The sequence below is a fragment of the Deferribacter autotrophicus genome, assembly GCF_008362905.1.
Taxonomy (GTDB): domain Bacteria; phylum Chrysiogenota; class Deferribacteres; order Deferribacterales; family Deferribacteraceae; genus Deferribacter; species Deferribacter autotrophicus.
Map to the genome: position 1 here is coordinate 243,031 of NZ_VFJB01000003.1, position 21,145 is coordinate 264,175.

A 21,145-nucleotide genomic window follows, 5' to 3' on the forward strand; every position below is an offset into this window, starting at 1 on the left:
TAGCATGAAAATAATAAAAATTGAATTGGATTTTAAAAAGTTTTTATCTATTTCATTGATTTTATTTCTCCTTCTTTTAGTTAAAAAAATTAATATGATACTTACACCGTTTGCTGTAGCCTTTTTTATTGCTTACTTATTAGATCCCATTGTGGATAAACTGGAGAGCTTTAAGATTAATAGGACTTTGGCTGTACTTGTTGTTTTTGTATTATTTTCATTGTTGGTGTTTATGCTTTTGATGTTTCTTATCCCTTTATTGATTACAGAAATAAACCAGATTGTAATGAAAGTTCCAATGTATATAAACAAGCTGGAGATAAAACTAAAAGGTGTTGAACTGTATCCCCAATATAAGGTTTATATTGATGAAGTGAAAAACCTTTTTTTAAAAAATCTTGGTAAAATTTCAAATATTATGATTCAAATCTTAGGTTTTTTAAAAGCGTCAGTGGGAGGCATGCTAAACTGGATATTGCTTTATTCGATTGTTCCAGTGCTGATTTTTTACTTTTTGAAAGATTTTGATATGATAGTTTTAAAACTAAAAGAAGTTGTTAAGAAAAAAGGGCATGATGAGTTTGTTTACAAAGGGGAGCAGTTTAACAAAATATTGAAAAGTTATTTTAGGGGACAATTTATTGTTTCTCTTTGTTTAGCTGTAATGTATAGCGTAGTTTTACTTTTAATTGGGATTGACGGAGCTCTTTTTATAGGGATTACTGCAGGATTGTTGAGTATGGTTCCATATTTGGGTTTTGTTATTGGTTTTCTTTCATCATTAATCTTTGCTGTTGTACAGTTTCAGGATATTTTGCATCCAGTTCTAGTAATATTGGGATTTACTATTGTTCAGATTATTGAAAGCAACTTTCTCACACCGAAAATAGTCGGTGAAAGCCTAGGTTTGCATCCGGTGGTTGTTATTTTTTCCATAATGGCTGGAGGTTTTTTGTTTGGTATTTCAGGCATGATTTTTTCTTTACCTGTAGCAGCTTTTATCAAAGTGCAATTAGATGACTATTTACAGCAATGATAAAGTGTAAGTGTGCGTGTATGTGTAAGTTGTCGATAATAAAAATCCTTACAATTTGTAATGGGTAGTAAGGGTAGTAAAGGTAGTGTGAGTCGTAGAGAGAAGTAAGGAAATGGTGGGGTAGCGAAATAGGAAAGTAGAAAAAGTTCAATGTTCTAGCGTTTTGTTAATTAGAAAATTGACAATAGTAAATCGTAAAGCTTGATGCGTGAGCCGTGATGCGTAATGCGTAAATTGGTAGATGGAGATGTTCAACGTTATAACTCTTCCCAACGTTCTAACGTAATTCAAAATCCATCATTCATCATTTTCTATTTCCCTTAACCTCAACCTTAACCTTTAAGCTATTCCATCACTACTTCTAGGCATTTACGCATTCACACTTTCACCCACACCTACACCTACACTTACACTTACACTTTCACCTATACAGTTTAAGTTCTGTAGTCGGCATTGATTTTTACATAATCGTAGGAGAAATCACAGGTATATACTGTTTTTGAAAAATTTCCTGCTTTTAAATCGATTGTAATGGCAAATTCGCTTTTTTTCATTATTTCATAAGCTTTGTCCTCTAAATCTGGATCGATTAATGTTCCGTTTGCCACATATTTTAAGTTATCAAAATATATGTCTACATCATCTTCGTTAAACTCGATCATGGAGGCACCGATTGTGGCCATTAGTCTTCCCCAGTTTGGATCAGAGCCAAAAAACATTGTTTTGCAAAGGGGGGAGTTGGCAATTTTAAAAGCGCATTTTTTTGCATCATCATAGCTTTTTGCGTTTTTAACCGTAATTGTCACAAATTTTGTAGCACCTTCACCGTCTTTTACAATCATTTTTGCAAGTTCACTACACACAAAATTTAATGCTTCTTTAAAAAGCTCATAGTTGTTCCCGTGGCTTACATTAATTCCACTCATACCATTGGAGAATAGAAAAACAGAATCGTTGGTGCTCATATCACCATCTACGGTGATACTGTTGAAACTGTTTTCTACAGCTAAAAGGAGGGCTTCATCCTGAGCATTTTTATCAATTATTACATCGGTGGTGATAAAAGCAAGCATGGTAGCCATATCAGGAGCAATCATCCCTGCTCCTTTTGCAACACCACCTACCACAAATGAGCCGTTATCTGTTTCCACTAAAACTGCCAATTTTTTAGGTCTGGTATCTGTTGTAAGAATTGATTCTGAAAAGTTTGAATCTTCGTCATCGAGATTTTCAACAAGCTCATTTATATGTTGGAGCATTTTATCAATAGGAAGCCTAACTCCAATCACACCGGTGGATGCCATAAGTAATGATTTGTCAGGTAGTTCAAGAATATTTTCAGCTTCTTTGCAGATTTTTTCTGTGTCTTCTAAACCTATTTGTCCTGTGCATGCGTTAGCATTTCCACTATTGACTATAATGCCGAAGAAGTCGGATTGTTCGTCAAGTAGTTTCATATCGTAAATTACAGGTGCAGCTTTTACTCTGTTTTTAGTAAAAGTAGCTGAGACTTGGCACGGTACATCGCTAATTAAAAGTCCGTAGTCTTTTTTCGTTGAGCCTGTTCCTTTTATATCGATATTGATTCCTGCTGCTTGAAAGCCGAGAGGGGTTGCTACACCACCATCTTTAATTAAAATCATCATTACCTCCTATAAAAGTCCGAGAGTTTCATTAAAATCTAACATAATATTCATATTTTGGACAGCCTGGCCACTTGCTCCTTTTACCAGATTATCTATGCAAGAGATTATTACAACTTTTTCCCCTCTTTTGAAAAGAGCAATGTCAATGTAGTTTGTATTAGCTACATTTTTTATTGCTGGGATTCTACCGTCTTTATAGATTCTGACAAAAGGAGAATTTGAATAGTAATCAAATAGACATTGGTGCAGTATATCAATGTTTTTATCACTTTTTGTATAAATGGTTGATTCAATGCCTCTTGTGATAGGGAGCAGATGTGGAGTAAATACCAGATCGATGTTTGCATTCGCTTTTTTTAGGATAAAATCAATTTCTGATTCATGCCTGTGAGATAGAACTCCATATGGTTTAAAATCATCGTTTACTTCGCAAAAATGAGTTTTTTCGGTGGGTTTTTTCCCTGCGCCACTAACTCCTGATTTCGAATCAGCAATAATTTCTTCATTAATTAGTCCTTCTTTTAGAAGAGGAAAAAGAGGTATGATTATGCTTGTGGGGTAGCAACCAGGGTTCCCTAATAACTTAGAATTTTGAATATCTTTTTTGAAAATTTCAGGGATACCATAGGCTGCTTCTTTACAGAGTTCGGGATATTTATGTTTTGTTTTATAGGTGGTTTCATATATTGTAGTTTCACTGTATCTGAAGTCGGCACTTAAATCTATTACCATTTTCCCTTTTTGGTAGAAAAAGTTTGCAGCCTCCATAGATGCAGCATGGGGTAAACAGAGAAAAACAATGTCAGAATTATTTGCTACTTTTTCATAATCGTTAGGCTCTATTTCTTTGTCAAAAATTTCAGTTAGTTGAGGGTAGAGAGCAGAATAAGGAGTACCTGCATAAGTATCACTGGTAATACTACTAATTTGAATTTTAGGGTGTTTTAAAAGAATTTTTATGAGCTCAAATCCAGTGTATCCTGTGGCTCCAATAATGGCTGCTTTCATTTTAATCCTCCCTTTTCATCTAATGAGACCTTTGCTTAGTAAAAAATAAGTAAGCACAAAACTGTTACAGATTATCATTCTGTGTCCGACCAAGGCCAAACTCAGAATGACGGCATTGTGTTTAAACAACAGCAGCTGAGCAAAAATCCAAAATTTATAATTACACAAAGGTCCTTAAAATATTATATTTGAAAGATATTCAATTTTAAAGTGTTTTTTAAAAATCTGTAATTATTACAAATTTGATATATTTACAATATGTGATACAATTACTTTATGGATAGGAAAACTAAAGTTATTACCATAACAAGTGGAAAGGGTGGAGTCGGTAAAACTAATATTTCATTAAATCTTGCCATTGCACTTGCAAAGCTAAATTACAAAGTGGCTTTATTGGATGCCGATTTAGCTCTTGGAAATGTAGATTTGCTTATTGGCTCAAAACCTAAATACACCATTGAAGATATTGTGAAAAGAGATATTCCCATTGAGAAGATTATAATTGAGCATGATAAACTGCCCAATTTTTCGCTTATTCCTGCAGGAAGTGGGATCTTAGAGTTAACAAGGTTGACTAAAAAAGAAAGAGACAAACTTAAAAAAGAGATAAGTAAGATTAAATCTCAATATGATTTTTTGGTAATAGATACTGGGGCAGGTATATCAAGTGAGATAATTTCTTTTATTAAGCTTGCGGATGAAGTTATAGTGATTTTGTTACCAGAAGTAACGTCAATTAAAGATAGTTATTCCATTTTAAAGGTTTTAAAAGAAAAAGGTGTTATTAAAAAATATAGCATAATAATAAATAGGGCAAAATCAAAGCAGCAGGTAACCACTATTTTTGAAAAATTTAAAGACACAGTAAAGAAATTTTTACAGCTAGAGGTTCAACTTTTAGGATTTTTACCTGAAGATGAAAATTTTCAAGAGTCTGTTAACAGGCAGATTCCACTGATAAATTTATATCCAAATTCAATTACTGCTAAGCTATTTAAACATAATGCAAATCTTATTGCTGTAAATAGTGATTTAAAAGGTATAGAAATTGATGAATTGTTTGATAGTATTGTTGAAGAAGAAAATGTGACTATTGAACAGGTGGAAGAAGGAGGAAAAGAAAAACAGATAATTGATCTAAATATATGTGTAGTTCAAACAGAGAAAAAACTTGCAAACATTATTGAAGACATTAACGAACTTTTAAAATTCACAAAGCTTTTAAAAAGACAAATTAGAGCTGAACTTGTATCTGACTCTTTTTTTGATGAGTTTAAAATTGGTTCAGAGCTTGTTTTTGTTGAAAATAATGTGAAGTTTTATAGTTCTAAAATCATAGGTTGGGATTTTGGAAAGTATTTGATATGTGAAACAAGTAGAGACATAGACAAGCTCTTTGAGACATATGAGGTTGTCACCACAAGATATTCTTTTGAAGATTCATTAATTGAATTTAAATCAAGAATTTTTGGTGAAATTGAATCAGCAAATTTGATAGTTATTTCTTATCCTAAAGATTATTTGATTACAAAACTTAGAGACTATAAAAGAGTGCCTGTAAAAATACCATGCAATATCAATTATAAGGGAATAAAACTCTTAAGTGCAACCATTCTTGATTTGAGTGTAAAGGGAGCGTTGATAAATATTAATTATCCGTGCGATATTGGAGATAGCCTTATATTAAATTTTATACTTCCCGATGGAAAAGAGGTTCAGAATGTTAAAGCAATTATTTGTAATATTAGAGACAAAAATAGATACGGTATTTCATTCACAGAAATTTCTTCTTTATCTACAAGAAGAATTGAAAGATTTATAGATGCATACTATCATCTATTTGTGAGTAAGAAAAGTGGGAAAAAGATTGAGAAGATATCTGGAGAACTAAGAGATTTTTCATTTTTTGATATTATTCAGATTACTTCAGCTTCAACTAAAAGTTTGATGATTGAATTTTTTTCAGAAAATGGGGATGGTAGAATATTTTTAAAGAAAGGGAGGGTAGTGCATGCAACTTTTAATAATAAAGAAGGGGTTGATGCTTTTTATGAAATTTCGATGTTGAAGGATGGCGAGTTTTATATTAATGAATTTGATGGAGAAGTAAAAGAAACTATTGATGAGAATACAGATGTTTTACTGTTAAACAGTGCATATTTTAGTGATGTAAGAGGTCATAAAAATGGGGATTAGAATTACTCTTTATATACAACCAGGGGCTAAAAAAAGTGAATATACTGATTTATTTAACGGAATGCCAAAATTAAAAATAGCATCTCCTCCTGTGGATGGTGCAGCAAATAAGGAGTTGATAAAGTTTTTGTCTAAAAAACTTGGAATCAGTAAATCTAAGGTTAAAATTATCAGCGGAGAAAAGAGCAGAATAAAAACATTAGAGATCGATTCTGATATAACCGAGGATGAGTTTATTAAAATTATTAAAGGATGATTAATTTTTTAATTTTTTTGGGTTAGAGTAACTTAAAATCATTATAACCTTTGACAAAAATACCTTTAAATGTTAAATGGAAGGGAAAAAAGTTAAAGGAGATTAGAATGAATCATTTCCATTATATGAATGGAGAAATGTACTGTGAAGAAGTTCCTTTAAAGAAAATTGCAGATGAAGTAGGGACTCCTTTTTATGTGTACAGTGCAGCTACTTTCAAAAAGCATTTCGAAGATTTTGAAGCAAGTTTTAAAGAAGTTCCTCACATTATCTGTTTTGCAGTCAAAGCAAATTCTAACCTTGCTGTATTGAATCTGTTAGGGAAACTTGGTTGTGGTGCTGACATTGTTTCTGGTGGGGAACTCTATCGTGCACTGAAAGCTGGAATTGACAGCAAAAAGATTGTTTATGCGGGCGTAGGAAAAACTGAAGAGGAGATTGAGTTTGCCTTAAAGTCAGATATTTTGATGTTTAATATTGAATCACTTCAGGAACTTGAAAAGATTAATGAAGTAGCAAAAAGATTAAATAAAAAAGCAAGGATCGCTTTAAGAGTTAATCCAAATGTGGATCCAAAAACTCATCCATATATTTCTACAGGTTTGAAAAAGAACAAATTTGGGATCCCTATAGAAAAGGCATATCAGGAATATGAATATGCAGCAAGTCTTTCAAATATTGAAGTGGTTGGTGCTCACTGTCATATAGGTTCTCAGCTTACAGATGTGTCACCATTTGTGGATGCCACAAAGATTATGGTAGAGCTTGTGAAGAATCTCAAAGATAAAGGGATTGAGATAAAGTATTTGGACCTTGGTGGTGGTCTTGGGATAAAATATAAAGATGAGACACCTCCATCACCAAAAGAGTATGCAGATAAATTAATTGATGTGATAAAGGGACTTGATGTAACCCTTGTGTTTGAGCCTGGAAGAGTTATTGCTGGCAATGCGGGAGCCCTTGTAACAAAAGTTCTTTATACAAAAGATACAGAATTGAAAAGTTTTAAAATTGTAGATGCTGCAATGAACGATTTGATGAGACCTACGCTGTATGGTTCATATCATGAGATAAAGCCAGTTAAAGAAGGAAATTACAAAAACGTTTATGGTGATATAGTAGGACCAATATGTGAAACAGGAGATTTTTTAGCTAAGGATAGGGATATCCCTGATTTTCAGCAGGGTGATTTGGTGGCTGTGATGAGTGCCGGCGCTTATGGTTTTACAATGAGTTCAAATTATAATTCAAGACCAAGAGTTCCTGAAATACTTGTAAATAAAGACAAGTACTATATTGTGAGAAGAAGAGAGACCTATGATGACCTTATAGGTCTAGAATGTATTCCTGAAGACTTATAGATAATAAAGAGGTGCTAATCATGAATATCCCTTTTTATAAAATGACAGGCAGTGGTAACGATTTTATTATCATAGATAATCGTGATGGTAAGATGAATGATATAAACTTAAGTGAGTTTATACCTAAAGTGTGTGCAAGATGTGTATCAGTGGGTGCTGATGGACTTATTTTAATCGAAAATTCAGATAATGTGGATTTCAAATGGCAATTTTTTAATTCAGATGGTTCTGTAGCGGAAATGTGTGGAAATGGTTCAAGATGTGCCGCAAGATTTGCATATTTGAATGGGATTGCTGGTAAAAAAATGGCTTTTGAAACTATTGCCGGAATTATTGAAGCTGAAATTATGGATGGTTTTAATGTTAAAGTGCAGCTTACCGATCCGTTTGATGAGAAGATAGATTATAAGTTAAATTTAAACGGAGAAGAACTAACTGTTTCCAGTATAAATACAGGTGTTCCTCATGTAGTTGTTGAGGTGGATGATATAGAAAATTTCGATGTAGTAAAATATGGTAGGGGTATTAGATTTCATGAGTTTTATCAACCTGCGGGTACCAATGTGAATTTTTTCAAAAAAATAGGGGAAAACAAGCTGAAAGTTCGTACTTATGAGAGAGGCGTAGAAAATGAAACTATGGCCTGCGGGACAGGCTCTGTGGCCACATCAATTGTAGCGGTTAAAAAAGGGATTGTAAAATCACCTGTAGAGATTGAAACAAGTAGTGGTTTGTTGTTAAAGGTTTATCTGGAAAATGGTAAGGTTTATTTAGAAGGTGAAGCAAGGGTTGTTTATACAGGAGTATTGAATAGAGAAGCTTTAGAATATTAAGAAGGAGGATGTCATGTTTAAAGGTAGTATTGTGGCTATAGTGACGCCAATGAAAAATGGGGATGTGGATGAAGATAAACTAAGAGAGTTAGTGGAATTTCAGATTGCGAATGGAACAGATGGAATTGTGCCTTGCGGTACGACAGGTGAATCTGCCACACTGACCTATGAAGAGCACTGTAAGGTTATTGATATTGTCATTGATCAGGTAAAAGGGAGAGTACCTGTAATTGCAGGGACTGGTTCAAACAGTACGCATGAAACGATATATCTTACAAATCATGCCAAAGAAGCTGGTGCTGATGCAGCTCTTGTCATTACACCTTATTACAATAAACCAACTCAGAAAGGATTGTATGAACATTTCAAGGCTGTGGCAGAGGCTGTGGATATACCAATTATTCTGTACAATGTTCCAGGTAGAACTGCAGTAAATATGCTTCCAGATACGGTTATTGAGCTTTCTAAGATAAAAAATATTGTAGGGATAAAAGAGGCAAGTGGCTCACTTGACCAGGCTGCTGAAATTATTGCTGGAACTAACGACGATTTCCTACTTCTGAGTGGAGAGGATTCTTTGACTTTTTCACTTTTATGTCTTGGTGGAGATGGTGTTATTTCCGTTGCCACTAATATTGTGCCTGATATGATGGCTGAACTTGTGGATTCATTTTTCGCAGGTGATATCGAAAAAGCAAGAAGCTTGCATTATAAACTCTATCCATTATTTAAAGCCATTTTTCTTGAAACAAACCCAATTCCTGTAAAAAAAGCCCTTTATCTTATGGGAATGATTGAGGATGATATAAGACTTCCTCTTGTAACCATGACAGAAGCAAATACTGAGAAATTAAGAAAAGTGTTACTTGACCTTGGATTAAATTTAAAAAATTAGAGGGGATGTTATGAGTATTACAGCTATTTGTATGGTGGGCGCTGCTGGAAAAATGGGAAGAAGAATTATTGCACTTGGTAATGATGACAGTGATATTAGAGTAGCTGGTGCCCTTGAAGCTAAAGATTCCACTTTCATTGGAATTGATGCAGGGGAAGTGGCTGGCATTGGAAATATAGGCATGGCAATAACCGATGATTTTGATGTTGCTACAAAAGACGCGGATGTTTTGATAGATTTTACGTTTAAAACCGTAACTTTGAAAAATTTAGAAATGTATGAAAAGGTCGGTAAGCCTGTGGTGATAGGGACTACAGGTTTTGAAAATGAAGAAGTGGAAAGAATAAAAGCTTTGTCTAATAAGATACCTGTGCTGCTTGCACCAAACATGAGTCTTGGCGTAAACCTAACTTTTAAGGTATTGGAGATGGTGGCTAAAGCTGTTGGGAATATTTATGATATTGAAATAATTGAGGCACATCATAGACTGAAGAAGGATGCACCTAGCGGTACGGCTATGAAGATGGCTGAGGTGGTGGCAAAAGCAACTAATAGGGATCTTGAGAAAGATGCGGTTTATTGCAGAAGAGGGTTGATCGGAGAACGTAAGGATAATGAGATAGGGATACAAACCATAAGAGCAGGAGATATTGTGGGGGAGCATACCGTTATGTTTTGCGGAAATGGAGAGCGAATTGAAATAACTCACAAAGCCCATACAAGGGACACTTTTGCAAAAGGTGCACTTGCCGCTGCAAAATGGATTAAAGATAAACCTGCAGGGTTTTATTCAATGTTTGATGTATTAAACCTCTAATTTTTTATGGATAAAAAATTCTTAAAGCTTCACTGGTCAAACAGGCTGGTGAAGCTTTCTATCAGTACAAAGATCGTCTTAAAATTGTTGAAGGTTGAGGTTAAGGCTAAGGCTAAGGGAAATAGAAAATTATTAATGATGAATTTTGAATTACGTTAAAACGATGGAAAGTTATAACGTTGAACCTCTTCATCTACCAATTTACGCATCACGGCTCACGCATCAAGCTTTACGATTTACGATTGTCGATTTTCGAATTAACAAAACGTTTAAATGTTAGAACGTTAAGCTTTTTCTACCTCCCCTTTTCACTAGTTTTTCTAATGATTATGGTTATTTGTAAAAATTGGGATTATACAACTTCATGAACTTGTTGATTTTTTTTATATTAAATATAATATAGTTTTATGATACCGATTAAGGATATTATCCCTCGTAGAGAGACACCTTTTGTTAATTATATTCTGATTTTAATAAATACCCTGGTTTTTCTTTATGAAGTATCTTTACCACCTGATTTTTTAAATAGATTTTTTTATATTTTTGGACTTGTACCTGCCAGATATACTCATCCTGAGTGGGCATATTTTGCTGGTTTACATATGGATAATTATTGGCCGTTTTTTACCAATATGTTTTTGCATGGTAGTTGGTTTCATCTCATTAGCAATATGTGGACCCTTTTTATTTTCGGGGATAATGTGGAGGATAGGCTTGGTCATTTTAAATATCTGATTTTTTATATTTTATCAGGTCTTGCTGCTAGCTTCACACATTTTATTTTTAATGCTGATTCTGTTGTTCCGGCTGTGGGAGCCTCAGGTGCCATTGCAGGTGTTATGGGAGCTTATTTTATAATGTTTCCTCATTCTAGAATTGTTACACTTATACCTATATTTTTCTTTCCGTTTTTCTTTGAGATACCTGCAGTTGTGTTTTTAGGATTCTGGTTTTTCTCTCAGATAATTTCTGGGACTTTTACTGTAATAGTAAATCAAAATGCATCCGGAATTGCATGGTGGGCTCATATAGGTGGTTTTGTGTTCGGGATGCTGTTCCATAAATTGTTTAAGAAAAATAATGACTATTACAGGGATTATTTTCCTGATGAGCTTTTATATAGATATTTTCGTTAAAAGGGGTGGACTATGACGTTTAATGAGCTTTTTTGGCTCTTTTTTATGCTGGCAGCTATGCAACCGGTGATAAAACAAAGAATGATAGAATCTGCTAGACAGCGTTTAATTGCAAAAATAGAAAAAAAGAGGGGTTCAAGAGTAATTCTTCTTGTCCATAGACAGGAAACAATGAGTTTTTTAGGTTTTCCCGTCTATAAATATATCAATGTGGATGATTCTGAAGAGGTTTTAAGGGCAATTCAAATGACAGATGATGATGTGCCTATTGATCTGATTTTACATACTCCTGGTGGTTTGGTGTTGGCATCTCTGCAAATTGCAAGAGCATTGAAAAAACATAAAGAAAAAGTGACAGTTTTTGTGCCTCATTATGCAATGAGCGGTGGGACATTGATATCGTTGGCGGCAGATGAAATTGTTATGAGTGAAAATGCAGTACTTGGGCCTGTTGACCCTCAACTTGGTGAGTATCCTGCTGCTTCAGTTTTGAAACTTCTTGAGCAAAAAGATATTAACAAGATAGATGATAAGACATTGATTTTGGCAGATATATCAAAGAAAGCAATAAATCAGCTTGAAAATGCTGTATATGATCTACTTCATGATAAATACGGAAATGAAAAGGCTAGAGAACTTGCAAAACTTTTATCTACAGGCACATGGACTCATGACTATCCAATTACTTTTGAGGAAGCAAAAAAAATTGGCTTACATGTGTCCTCAGATATACCAGCAGAGGTTATGCAACTGATGAGCTTATATCCTCAACCTGTAAAGAAGACTCCATCTGTTGAATATTTGCCGATACCTAAACACAGGTCTTAAATAGTCAACTATAAATATTAAAAATTATTAAGATAATTTAGGCATATGAAAAACCTCTTTTTTTGTAAGCATGGCATAAAGTACACGCACAAGTTTGTTACACAATGCAATCATAGCTTTTCTATGAGGCATACCTTCCTCCTTCTTTTTCAAATAATACGCTCTAAAATACTCATTAAACTTCATAACACCACTTGCCATAAGATAAAGAATACGCCTAAGGGACCGGGATCCTTTTTTACTTATTCTGCCGTTACTATACATACTTCCGGATTGTTTAATAGCAGGATCTATCCCGGCATAGGCAGCAAGTTTACCTTTGTTGGCAAATCTGTTTATATCTTTAATTTCTGCAAGAAAATGGGCAGCGGTAATATCATTAATTCCTTTGATAGAAGTAATAATCTCCATATCATCTTTTTTGGAAGATTTTATTTTATCAATAAATTCCTTCGTAATATTATCAAGTCGGCTATTAAGAAATATGAGCATTTCAACATCTTCTTTGATGACAGTAGCCCAGATATCAGAGGAAATACCAATGGAGGATTTAGCAAGGGATATGAGCTTCTGAGGGGTAATATTTGACTTATGTGCAAACTTCAATTCATCAAGAATCTTTTGAATATCATCTTCATTAGCATTCCTGATGATTTCAGCTGTAGGCATATGTTTAAGGATATGCAAAATGGATTGAGTAAATACATTGGCATTTGCCACAAGTTCAGGAAATACTACAGTAAGATGCTGTTTAAGCTGAGTCTTAACTCTTGCAATCTGCTGAGTAATATGTTCTCTCATCCTGGCAAGTGCGATAATATCATTGGACTCAGGAAGAGCAAAATAATTGAAATGTTCAATATTCTTAGCTATAAATTTAGCAATGATAACAGCATCAATTTTATCGGTTTTGGTTTTTCTGAGAGTAACGGATTGGGCAAATTTTTTGATGAGAGCTGGATTAATAAGACAGACATCTTTCTTTTTGGATACAAGGGATGCTAAGAGGTTAATGTGATAGCTGCCAGTAGATTCAAGAGCAATGATAGAGGAGTCATACTTTTTAATCAAGTCATAGAAGCTGTTAAAACCATCAATGTCCATTTGAAATTCAGCTTCTTTGAGAAGTTCAAGCTTATTGTTAATAATAGCGCAATTAAACTTATCTTTGGAAACATCAACACCTATAAAGAAAGCAAATTTGTCATTTTTCATGTCAAACCTCACTTAAAATATTTTAGTCCCGAATCCAAACTCCCGTTTGACAGTGGCTTGATAGCCAAATCAACCAATAGGGACTTTCGGGACGGGGGACAGACTAAATATGAAGCTTTTAAGCTTATTCCCACTGTAGTCCTCTGTCCCATTCTTAATTCATTACATAATATAATTTTCTTATACAACAAAAAAACGTAGGAGTTCTCACTGAAAAAGTGAGAACTATTTATTAAATAAATTTTTTTAATGATTTTATTAATTAAATTAGTTTTCTTTAGAAAACTAATTTAAAATTAATATCTTATAGTCTTTACCATATTTTGGGGGTTTTAAAAGGGGGGATCCCCCTTTAAGTTCGGGGATTTAAAGGGGGTGTTCCCCTTTAAGTTATCCTTACAAATACTCCAAAAAAATTATTTGTTTAAATATTAATAAGATATACTTTTTTAGCATAAACTAAATATGGTTATAATAAATACAGTTAGCTTTTTGGTATCGATAAAATAGTTTATTAAATCTTTACACTGGAGTCACCCCCATTTTTTGTAAAAGAACAGTAATTTTATTAGTATTATTAGCGTGTTACACACTGAATACAGAGGAAAATATTTTTCTCATTCTCGTGGCACGTCCGGTGACACTTGCGAGGCAGGTTTCTCAAAAATCGCCATCCATGGCGATTTTTTGGAAACCTAAACCCGAAAAATATTTTCCTCTGTATTAGAAAATGTTATTTTGTGAATTTTGGGGTGACTCTAAAAATCTTTACAAAATTGAAAAGTTATTTCATTATAATTATATGAGAAAAATAGTTATATTTAGTGATCTTGATGGTACTCTTCTGGATCACAATACCTATTCCTATGATGCCGCAAAAGAAGCATTATCAATTATTAAAAAGAAAAATATTCCTTTAATTTTTACAACCAGCAAAACAAGAGCAGAAGTTTTAAAACTGCAGGAAGATATGGGGGTTGATTATCCATTTATAGTGGAAAATGGCGGAGGGATAATTTTCAGAGAAAAAGATATTGATGAAAATCTTAAAAAAAAGGTGCAGGAGATTGGAGAAGGTTTTTACGCTCTTATATTAGGGGCAAAAAGGAATGATTTGATTAGGTTTGGTCAAAGTTTGAAAAAGAAGTATAATTTAAAGCTTTTTTCAGAGATGAGTGATGATGAGTTGATGGAAATTATGAGCTTACCTTTTGAGAGACTTTCGCTCAGTAAGATGAGGGAGTTTAGTGAACCTTTTATTTTAGAAGATAAATGCGCAGTTGAAGAGCTTTTGAGAGAAGTGGAAAAGAGTGATTTTAAAATTTTAAAGGGTGGTAGATTTTATCACCTTGTTGGTAAACATCAGGATAAAGGAAAAGCAGTGGAAAAAGTTAAAGAATTTTATGTGAAAAAATATGAAAAAATTGTTACAATAGGTGTAGGAGATAGCAGCAACGATATTGATTTGCTGAAAGAGGTAGAGTATCCGATTTTAGTTAAAAAATGGGATGGAAAGCATGTGGAATGTAGCGTGAAAAACGTAATTAAATCAAACTTCATAGGCCCAGAGGGTTTTAATTATGAGGTGATTGATTTGTTAAAAAGTTTGGGAGTGTATAATGGCTGATTTTTTTCAAAATGGTATTATTACGACTTTGCAGAATGTTACAAAGAGACCTATAGAAGATATTGAAGCCGAGATTTCACAATTTATTGATAAAAGAAAAATTGCTTTGTTGCTACCAGCCTTGTATTCAGAGTTTGAAAGACCTGCAATGTACACTATAATTGAAGAACTGAAAAAAGCTCACTTTATTGATACTGTAGTGTTATCCCTTGATCAGGCAAATGAGGAACAGTTTCTACATGTAAAAAAAATAATGAGTGAATTACCTCAAAATGTAAAAATAGTTTGGAATCATGGGAAAAAAATACAGGCTTTATATTCTAAATTGATACAACAGGGATTTCCGCTCAATATTCCCGGTAAAGGTCGTGTGGTGTGGATGGCTCTTGGATATATTTTAGCTGACAACAGGTTTTATGCTATAGCTTTACATGATTGTGATATAGTAAACTATAAAAGGGATATTGTGGCAAGGCTGGTTTTTCCAATTATTCATCGTGGTCTTAATTATGAGTTTAGCAAAGGGTATTATGCACGGGTATCAGATAAAATTTATGGCCGTGTGATGAGGTTGTTTTATACCCCTCTTGTGAGAGCTTTGAAGAAATTGATAGGATATGATAATAAATTTTTAGACTATTTAGACAGTTTTAGATATGCCTTATCAGGAGAGTTTGCCATAATTAGAGAGCTAGCTAAAGGTATTAGATTTTCACCTGACTGGGGACTTGAGGTATCCTTGCTAAGTGAAATTTACCAAAATACTTCTATTAATAGGATTTGTCAGGTTGAAGTTTTAGAAACTTATGAACATAAACATAGCCCTCTTAATAAAAATGAGCCGAACAAAGGTTTGCTACGTATGGCCACAGATATTGCAAAGACTCTTTTCAGAATATTGAGTCAAGAAGGGATACTTTTATCAGATGCTTTTTTTAAATCTCTTGTGAGTACTTATTTCCAGCAAGCGAGGATTGCCATTGAATCTTTCAATGCTTTTGCTTTGATAAATGGGGTTGCTTTTGATAGACATAGTGAGATTGCTGCTGTTGAAGCTTTTACTCAAGCAATCAACAATGCAAAAACTGATTTTTTGGAAAATCCTATAGGCATAAGATTGATTTCTCCATGGGTAAGGGTTGATTCTGCTTTGCCAGAATTTGCCGATGAGCTTTTAGAAGCGGTGGAAGAAGATAATAAATGATTTATGATTGTTAGATGATGTTGGATAGGGGATTTATACAAGTTTATACTGGTAATGGAAAGGGTAAAACCACTGCAGCTATTGGTCTTTCCATACGTGCTGCTGGGGCAGGTTTAAGGGTCTTTTTTGCACAATTTCTGAAAACAGCTGAATATAATGAACATAACATACTGAGACAGATAGAAAATATTGAGGTAAAGACATATGGTAGAGGATGTTTAATAAGAGGTAAACCTGAGGAGATTGATTACAGGCTTGCATCAGCAGGTTTTAATGAAGTAAAAAGAATTATAGAGTCAGCACAATATGATTTAGTAGTGCTTGACGAGATAAATGTTGTAGTTTATTATGGATTGATTGAAACAGAGCTTGTTTTGAGTCTGATAAGAAATAAACCTGAGAATGTAGAGCTTGTTCTAACAGGTAGATATGCTCCAAAAGAGTTTATAGATAATGCTGATTTGGTTACAGAATTTAAAGAGGTGAAACACTATTTTCATCAAGGGATACTAGCTCGAGAAGGTATAGAAAAGTAATTTTTAAGTAAAATTTAGAAAGTCAATTAAGCTTAATTATTTCAAAAAAAATGAAACTTTCTTCCCTTTTATATTAGCGGGGTTTTTACTTAATTTATTAATTTGTTGTAAATTCAAATATGTTGATTTAAATAAAAAAATCTATATCATAAAGTATGAATATAATCATTATTATAAAATCGGTGAAAAGATGAAGAAATATTTGGGATGTTCCCCTAAATATAATTGGTTTATAGAAGAAGTAGATATAGAGAAGCTTTTTGATCTTATAGATAAATGGCATTTGCCAATCCCTATCGGTATGACTCTTTTCAAAAGAGGGGTTTTGACTTCTCATGATTTAAATACTTTTTTCAATACACCTTTGCAAAGTTTAAGAAACCCTTTCCATATGAAAGATATGGAAAAAGCTGTAAGGAGGGTTTACGAGGCTATAATAGCTAAGGAAAAAATATGTATATATGGCGACTACGATGTGGATGGTGTTACATCCACTGCATTGATTTATCTATTTTTAAAAGAACTTGGTGCAAACGTTATATATTACATTCCAAATAGACTTGAAGAAGGTTATGGTTTGAACATTGAAGCTATTGATGAACTTAAAATAAAAAATATTTCACTCTTAATAACAGTAGATTGTGGTATTACAGCTATAAGGGAAATTGAATATGCTAAAACATGCGGAATTGATGTTATTATCACAGATCATCATAAGCCTTTAGATGAATTACCAAGCGCTTATAGTATATTAAATCCAATGAGAGAAGATGATGAATACGAGTTTAAAGGGCTATCAGGAGTAGGGGTAGCCTTTAAGTTTATAATGGCAATGAGATATTTTCTTTCCATAAATAACTTTTTTAAAGACAAAATCCCTAATTTGAAAAAATATTTAGATATTGTTGCTCTTGGAACAATAGCTGACGTAGTTCCTATGGTGGATGAGAACAGAATATTTGTAAAGCACGGTCTCAAAATACTTTCTAATAGAGATGTGAGAATAGGTCTGAACGAATTGAAAAGGGTAACGGGTTTATTGAATACAAATATCGAAGTATCCCACGTGGGATATGTTTTGGCGCCAAGAATTAACGCTGTGGGAAGACTTGGTGAAAGTGATAGAGGAGTAAGATTACTTATAACTAAAAATAAAAATGAAGCAAGATGGCTTGCAGAAGAGTTGGATATTGAAAATAGATATCGTCAAGAGATGGAAAGAAGGATTTTAAGTGATTCTTTTAATAAAATTGAAAGGCTTGGTTTAGCACAAAGATTCTCAGGTATTGTTTTATATTCTGATAGATGGCATCCGGGAATAATTGGGATTGTGGCATCAAGGGTGGCTGAGAAATATAATAAACCTGCAATTGTAATTTCTCTTGAAGAAGGGATCGGAAAAGGTTCTGCTAGAAGTATTGCAGATTTTCATCTCTATAACTGTTTGAAAGAGATTTCAGATCTTTTCCTTAAGTTTGGTGGACACAAATATGCAGTTGGTATTCAGCTTTATGAACAAAACATAAAGGTGCTTCAAAGACGTTTTGATGAAGTGGTTAAAAAGTACAGGCGAGCTAATGACCAGCATCCTGAACTGATGATAGATGCTATAGTTAATCCTAAAGATATAAATATGGATCTTATGAATTGGCTGGAAAGAATGAAGCCTTTTGGTCAGGGTAATCAAGAGCCATTATTTTGTATGAGGAATGTAAAAAAATATCAGCAATTTGGATTTACTGGAAGGGATAAATCTCATTTGAGAGGATTTATAGAAAAGGATAGATACGTCTTTGAAATTGTTGGCTATAATATGAAAGAATATCAATCATATGTAAAAGGTTATGATACCTTTGATATAGTTTTTACTCCTGAAATTAATCAATGGTTTGGGGATCGTTCAATATTATTAAAATTAAAAGATATAAAAAGAGTCTAAAATGCCTGAAGTAAAAAAAGTTGTTAGATTGTTAGATATTCAAGAAAGATTAACTAAAAATGGAATAAAAAATTTAGAGAAATTACATAAAGCATACGTATATGCTGCCACAAAACATAGAGGTCAACTTAGGAAGAGTGGAGAACCTTATCTATCTCACCCTTTAAATGTGGCTTATATTTTAGCAGAGATGAATATGGATCTTGATACGGTTGTGGCAGGTTTATTGCATGATACTCTTGAAGATACCGATGCAACCTATGAGGAATTGGCGAATTTTTTTGGGGAAGATGTAGCCTTTCTTGTAGATGGTGTTTCAAAGATTGGGAAAATTAATTTCAAATCTCATGAGGAGAAGCAGGCTGAGGCATTTCGTAAAATGCTCATTTCTATGTCTAAAGATATCAGAGTAATTGTTATAAAACTTGCAGATAGACTTCATAATATGCGGACAATTCATTATTTGAGTGAGGAGAAGAAGAAAAGAATTGCAAAGGAAACTTTAGAAATTTATGCACCTTTATCCCATAGACTTGGGATTGCATGGATAAAATGGGAGCTCGAAGATTTGTCATTTAGAATACTTAATCCTGAGGCTTATTATGATATTTACAATAAGGTTAAATTAAAACGTAGTGAAAGGGAAGAATACTTAAAAGAAGTTTTGGCTATTATTAAAAAAGCTCTTGAAGATGAAGGGATTGAAGCAGAGGTTACAGGACGTCCTAAACATTTTTATAGCATTTATACAAAAATGATAAGAAAGAAAACTTCTTTTGATGAAATATATGACCTTCTAGCGTTAAGAATTTTGGTAAAGACAGTACCAGAATGTTATGCGGCACTTGGTGTAATTCACAACTTGTGGAAGCCTATCCAGGGGAGAATAAAAGATTATATAGCCATGCCCAAATCGAATATGTATCAGTCTTTGCATACCACTGTTATCGGTCCTAGGGGGATGAAGGTTGAATTTCAGATTAGAACTTATGAGATGCATAGAATTGCTGAAGAAGGGATTGCTGCTCATTGGAAATATAAAGAAGGTAAAGTTTTTGATCCAAAAGAGGACAAGACCTTTGTTTGGCTTAGGCAGTTGTTAGAGCAAAAAGATTTAAAAGATCCGAAAGAGTTCGTAGAGGCTTTAAAAGAAGACGTTTTACCTGTACAGATATATGTTTTTACTCCTAATGGAGATATTGTGGAATTGCCGGTTGGTTCTACTCCTATTGATTTTGCTTATGCTATACATACTGAGGTAGGACATAGATGTGTTGGTGCAAAAGTTGATGGGAGAATGGTATCTTTAAAGTATAAGTTGAAAAATGGTGAGAAGGTGGAAATTCTAACTTCACCAAATCAGGAGCCTCGTAGAGATTGGTTAAACTTTGTTAAAACTAACAGGGCTAAGACAAGAATTAGAAGTTATCTGCGAAAGAAGGAAGAGGACAGAGCAATTGAGATAGGAAAATACCTTCTTAATAAGACTTTTGTTGAGCATGAATTAGATTTTGAGCAAATTATTAAAGAAAAGGATAATTTAAAAAAGATCTTAGAGAAATTTAGCTTAAGAGATTATGATGATCTTATTAAAGCTGTTGGTTACGGTAGACTTTCACCGAGACAGGTTGTTCATGTATTTGTTAAGCCTAAGGAAGGTCAGGTTGTTCAAGCTCCAAAGACTGTACCCAGAAGAGATCCTTTTATAATTGATGGCATAGAAGATATGATGGTTAAGATTGCTCAATGTTGTAAACCTTTGCCCGGAGATAAAATTAAGGGGTATATTACTAGAGGGCGTGGTATTGTTGTTCACAAAGAAGATTGTAAAAATTTTAAAAATATGGCCATAGATGAAAATCGTGTTATTGATGTGGATTGGAATGTTGATATAAGTTTTAAAATGTCTGTAAAAGTGGATTCTATTACAGAGGATCGTCCTGGAATTTTGAGTGAAATAACAAATGTAATCAAAGATATGGGGATAAATATTATAGAATTTACGGCAAAACCAATTATGGCAGGTAAGGCAAGGCAAACGTTCAGCATAGAGGTAACTGATAAGAATCAGCTCAATAGGTTGATAACAAAGATAAAAAGTATCTCTGGTGTAGAATCAATTAAAGTTATCTGAGAAGTTTTTTTGAAATATAGTTTAATGAGAGTATTATGCAGTCATATTTTTGCAAGATGTGACTTACTTAGTTGCCACTGAAAAAGTGGCAACTAATTTATAATAATAGATTTATTCCAATATTCCTATAAAAATTCCCCCAGTTTTTGGATAATTTTCACAAAAAAATGGGGGATATAACCCCCACTTTTAAGTATTTATAAAATTAATTTCGAGGATATTTCACAATAATAGATTATTTGTTTTATAACTCATTGATAAACAAAAGATTGCTTCGTCACTTCGTTCCTCGCAATGACAGGGCATGGTAATGTGTCATCGTATATTGCAAATTATTAAAAGATATTAACGAGCAGTAAAAATTAATTTAATATTATAGAGAGTACCTAATGTGGAGAAGGATATGATTGTCATTGGTCTAAAAAGACCGTTCGCAATGTTATCCCCACATTAGGCTCCCTTTACTCAGAACAGAACA

Annotated in this window: 18 protein-coding genes; 15 read left to right on the forward strand and 3 right to left on the reverse strand. The window is 33.4% G+C overall.

The features are described from left to right. Positions 1-4 precede the first annotated feature (4 nt). Positions 5-1,036, forward strand: coding sequence for an AI-2E family transporter (locus FHQ18_RS03180; RefSeq protein WP_149265724.1), 1,032 nt, complete (start codon positions 5-7; stop codon positions 1,034-1,036). A 434-nt stretch (positions 1,037-1,470) separates the two neighbouring features. Here the strand turns inward: FHQ18_RS03180 and argJ are convergent, their stop codons facing one another. Together argJ and argC are read right to left on the reverse strand one after the other, a co-directional pair. Next, entirely contained in the window at positions 1,471-2,679 is a 1,209-nt protein-coding gene (argJ, locus tag FHQ18_RS03185) for a bifunctional glutamate N-acetyltransferase/amino-acid acetyltransferase ArgJ (RefSeq protein WP_149265725.1), read from the reverse strand. 9 nt (positions 2,680-2,688) lie between these two features. Further along, the gene (gene argC, locus FHQ18_RS03190; protein ID WP_149265726.1) at positions 2,689-3,690 is read right to left on the reverse strand and encodes an N-acetyl-gamma-glutamyl-phosphate reductase; all 1,002 of its coding nucleotides are present in this window, start codon (positions 3,688-3,690) and stop codon (positions 2,689-2,691) included. A gap of 276 nt (positions 3,691-3,966) precedes the next feature. On the opposite strand from argC, the gene FHQ18_RS03195 reads away from it, so the two are divergent. The 9 genes from FHQ18_RS03195 (at position 3,967) to FHQ18_RS03230 (ending at position 12,012) form a co-directional block, all read left to right on the forward strand. After that, a complete protein-coding gene (locus FHQ18_RS03195) occupies positions 3,967-5,886 on the forward strand; it encodes an AAA family ATPase (RefSeq protein ID WP_149265727.1) in 1,920 nt (639 codons plus the stop codon). Then, positions 5,876-6,142: a DUF167 domain-containing protein gene (locus tag FHQ18_RS03200; RefSeq protein WP_149265728.1), complete on the forward strand. Its 267-nt coding sequence runs from the start codon at positions 5,876-5,878 to the stop codon at positions 6,140-6,142. Before FHQ18_RS03195 ends, FHQ18_RS03200 begins: the two co-directional genes overlap by 11 nt. A gap of 107 nt (positions 6,143-6,249) precedes the next feature. Next, positions 6,250-7,503, forward strand: a complete 1,254-nt coding sequence (gene lysA, locus FHQ18_RS03205) for a diaminopimelate decarboxylase (protein WP_149265729.1) — start codon at positions 6,250-6,252, stop codon at positions 7,501-7,503. Positions 7,504-7,523: 20 nt separating this feature from the next. Beyond that, positions 7,524-8,336: a diaminopimelate epimerase gene (gene dapF / locus FHQ18_RS03210; protein WP_149265730.1), complete on the forward strand. Its 813-nt coding sequence runs from the start codon at positions 7,524-7,526 to the stop codon at positions 8,334-8,336. Between the two features lie 13 nt (positions 8,337-8,349). Further along, positions 8,350-9,231: a 4-hydroxy-tetrahydrodipicolinate synthase gene (dapA, locus tag FHQ18_RS03215; protein WP_149265731.1), complete on the forward strand. Its 882-nt coding sequence runs from the start codon at positions 8,350-8,352 to the stop codon at positions 9,229-9,231. Positions 9,232-9,241: 10 nt separating this feature from the next. After that, the gene (gene dapB, locus FHQ18_RS03220; protein WP_149265732.1) at positions 9,242-10,048 is read left to right on the forward strand and encodes a 4-hydroxy-tetrahydrodipicolinate reductase; all 807 of its coding nucleotides are present in this window, start codon (positions 9,242-9,244) and stop codon (positions 10,046-10,048) included. Between the two features lie 6 nt (positions 10,049-10,054). Further along, positions 10,055-10,207: a hypothetical protein gene (locus FHQ18_RS12590; RefSeq protein WP_188020326.1), complete on the forward strand. Its 153-nt coding sequence runs from the start codon at positions 10,055-10,057 to the stop codon at positions 10,205-10,207. Between the two features lie 248 nt (positions 10,208-10,455). Further along, entirely contained in the window at positions 10,456-11,184 is a 729-nt protein-coding gene (locus tag FHQ18_RS03225) for a rhomboid family intramembrane serine protease (RefSeq protein WP_149265733.1), read from the forward strand. Positions 11,185-11,196: 12 nt separating this feature from the next. Then, complete coding sequence (locus tag FHQ18_RS03230) at positions 11,197-12,012, forward strand: SDH family Clp fold serine proteinase (protein ID WP_149265734.1); 816 nt, start codon at positions 11,197-11,199, stop codon at positions 12,010-12,012. Positions 12,013-12,039: 27 nt separating this feature from the next. Here FHQ18_RS03230 and FHQ18_RS03235 read toward each other — a convergent pair whose 3' ends face one another. Next, the gene (locus FHQ18_RS03235) at positions 12,040-13,227 is read right to left on the reverse strand and encodes an IS110 family RNA-guided transposase (RefSeq protein WP_149265355.1); all 1,188 of its coding nucleotides are present in this window, start codon (positions 13,225-13,227) and stop codon (positions 12,040-12,042) included. A gap of 802 nt (positions 13,228-14,029) precedes the next feature. Between FHQ18_RS03235 and FHQ18_RS03240 the strand changes: the two genes are divergently transcribed. From FHQ18_RS03240 to FHQ18_RS03260, 5 genes are all read left to right on the forward strand, one after another. Next, positions 14,030-14,854 carry an HAD-IIB family hydrolase gene (locus FHQ18_RS03240; RefSeq protein WP_188020327.1) on the forward strand — a complete coding sequence of 275 codons (825 nt, stop codon included), beginning with the start codon at positions 14,030-14,032 and terminating at the stop codon, positions 14,852-14,854. Further along, a complete protein-coding gene (locus tag FHQ18_RS03245) occupies positions 14,847-16,058 on the forward strand; it encodes a glycosyltransferase family protein (RefSeq protein WP_149265736.1) in 1,212 nt (403 codons plus the stop codon). Before FHQ18_RS03240 ends, FHQ18_RS03245 begins: the two co-directional genes overlap by 8 nt. Before the next feature lie 14 nt (positions 16,059-16,072). Beyond that, the gene (cobO, locus tag FHQ18_RS03250; RefSeq protein ID WP_149265737.1) at positions 16,073-16,594 is read left to right on the forward strand and encodes a cob(I)yrinic acid a,c-diamide adenosyltransferase; all 522 of its coding nucleotides are present in this window, start codon (positions 16,073-16,075) and stop codon (positions 16,592-16,594) included. Positions 16,595-16,784: 190 nt separating this feature from the next. Continuing rightward, positions 16,785-18,533 (forward strand): single-stranded-DNA-specific exonuclease RecJ, encoded by a 1,749-nt coding sequence (recJ, locus tag FHQ18_RS03255; RefSeq protein ID WP_149265738.1) that lies wholly within the window; start codon positions 16,785-16,787, stop codon positions 18,531-18,533. A gap of 1 nt (position 18,534) precedes the next feature. Next, positions 18,535-20,667, forward strand: a complete 2,133-nt coding sequence (locus tag FHQ18_RS03260) for a RelA/SpoT family protein (protein ID WP_149265739.1) — start codon at positions 18,535-18,537, stop codon at positions 20,665-20,667. The last annotated feature ends 478 nt before the right edge of the window (positions 20,668-21,145 follow it).

What these genes read in the sequence shown, in the direction of transcription:
- FHQ18_RS03180 (WP_149265724.1), top strand. Translation starts at nt 5, where the DNA reads ATGAAAATAATAAAAATTGAATTGGATTTTAAAAAGTTTTTATCTATT.
- argJ (WP_149265725.1), bottom strand. Translation starts at nt 2,679, where the DNA reads ATGATTTTAATTAAAGATGGTGGTGTAGCAACCCCTCTCGGCTTTCAA.
- argC (WP_149265726.1), bottom strand. Translation starts at nt 3,690, where the DNA reads ATGAAAGCAGCCATTATTGGAGCCACAGGATACACTGGATTTGAGCTC.
- FHQ18_RS03195 (WP_149265727.1), top strand. Translation starts at nt 3,967, where the DNA reads ATGGATAGGAAAACTAAAGTTATTACCATAACAAGTGGAAAGGGTGGA.
- FHQ18_RS03200 (WP_149265728.1), top strand. Translation starts at nt 5,876, where the DNA reads ATGGGGATTAGAATTACTCTTTATATACAACCAGGGGCTAAAAAAAGT.
- lysA (WP_149265729.1), top strand. Translation starts at nt 6,250, where the DNA reads ATGAATCATTTCCATTATATGAATGGAGAAATGTACTGTGAAGAAGTT.
- dapF (WP_149265730.1), top strand. Translation starts at nt 7,524, where the DNA reads ATGAATATCCCTTTTTATAAAATGACAGGCAGTGGTAACGATTTTATT.
- dapA (WP_149265731.1), top strand. Translation starts at nt 8,350, where the DNA reads ATGTTTAAAGGTAGTATTGTGGCTATAGTGACGCCAATGAAAAATGGG.
- dapB (WP_149265732.1), top strand. Translation starts at nt 9,242, where the DNA reads ATGAGTATTACAGCTATTTGTATGGTGGGCGCTGCTGGAAAAATGGGA.
- FHQ18_RS12590 (WP_188020326.1), top strand. Translation starts at nt 10,055, where the DNA reads ATGGATAAAAAATTCTTAAAGCTTCACTGGTCAAACAGGCTGGTGAAG.
- FHQ18_RS03225 (WP_149265733.1), top strand. Translation starts at nt 10,456, where the DNA reads ATGATACCGATTAAGGATATTATCCCTCGTAGAGAGACACCTTTTGTT.
- FHQ18_RS03230 (WP_149265734.1), top strand. Translation starts at nt 11,197, where the DNA reads ATGACGTTTAATGAGCTTTTTTGGCTCTTTTTTATGCTGGCAGCTATG.
- FHQ18_RS03235 (WP_149265355.1), bottom strand. Translation starts at nt 13,227, where the DNA reads ATGAAAAATGACAAATTTGCTTTCTTTATAGGTGTTGATGTTTCCAAA.
- FHQ18_RS03240 (WP_188020327.1), top strand. Translation starts at nt 14,030, where the DNA reads ATGAGAAAAATAGTTATATTTAGTGATCTTGATGGTACTCTTCTGGAT.
- FHQ18_RS03245 (WP_149265736.1), top strand. Translation starts at nt 14,847, where the DNA reads ATGGCTGATTTTTTTCAAAATGGTATTATTACGACTTTGCAGAATGTT.
- cobO (WP_149265737.1), top strand. Translation starts at nt 16,073, where the DNA reads ATGATGTTGGATAGGGGATTTATACAAGTTTATACTGGTAATGGAAAG.
- recJ (WP_149265738.1), top strand. Translation starts at nt 16,785, where the DNA reads ATGAAGAAATATTTGGGATGTTCCCCTAAATATAATTGGTTTATAGAA.
- FHQ18_RS03260 (WP_149265739.1), top strand. Translation starts at nt 18,535, where the DNA reads ATGCCTGAAGTAAAAAAAGTTGTTAGATTGTTAGATATTCAAGAAAGA.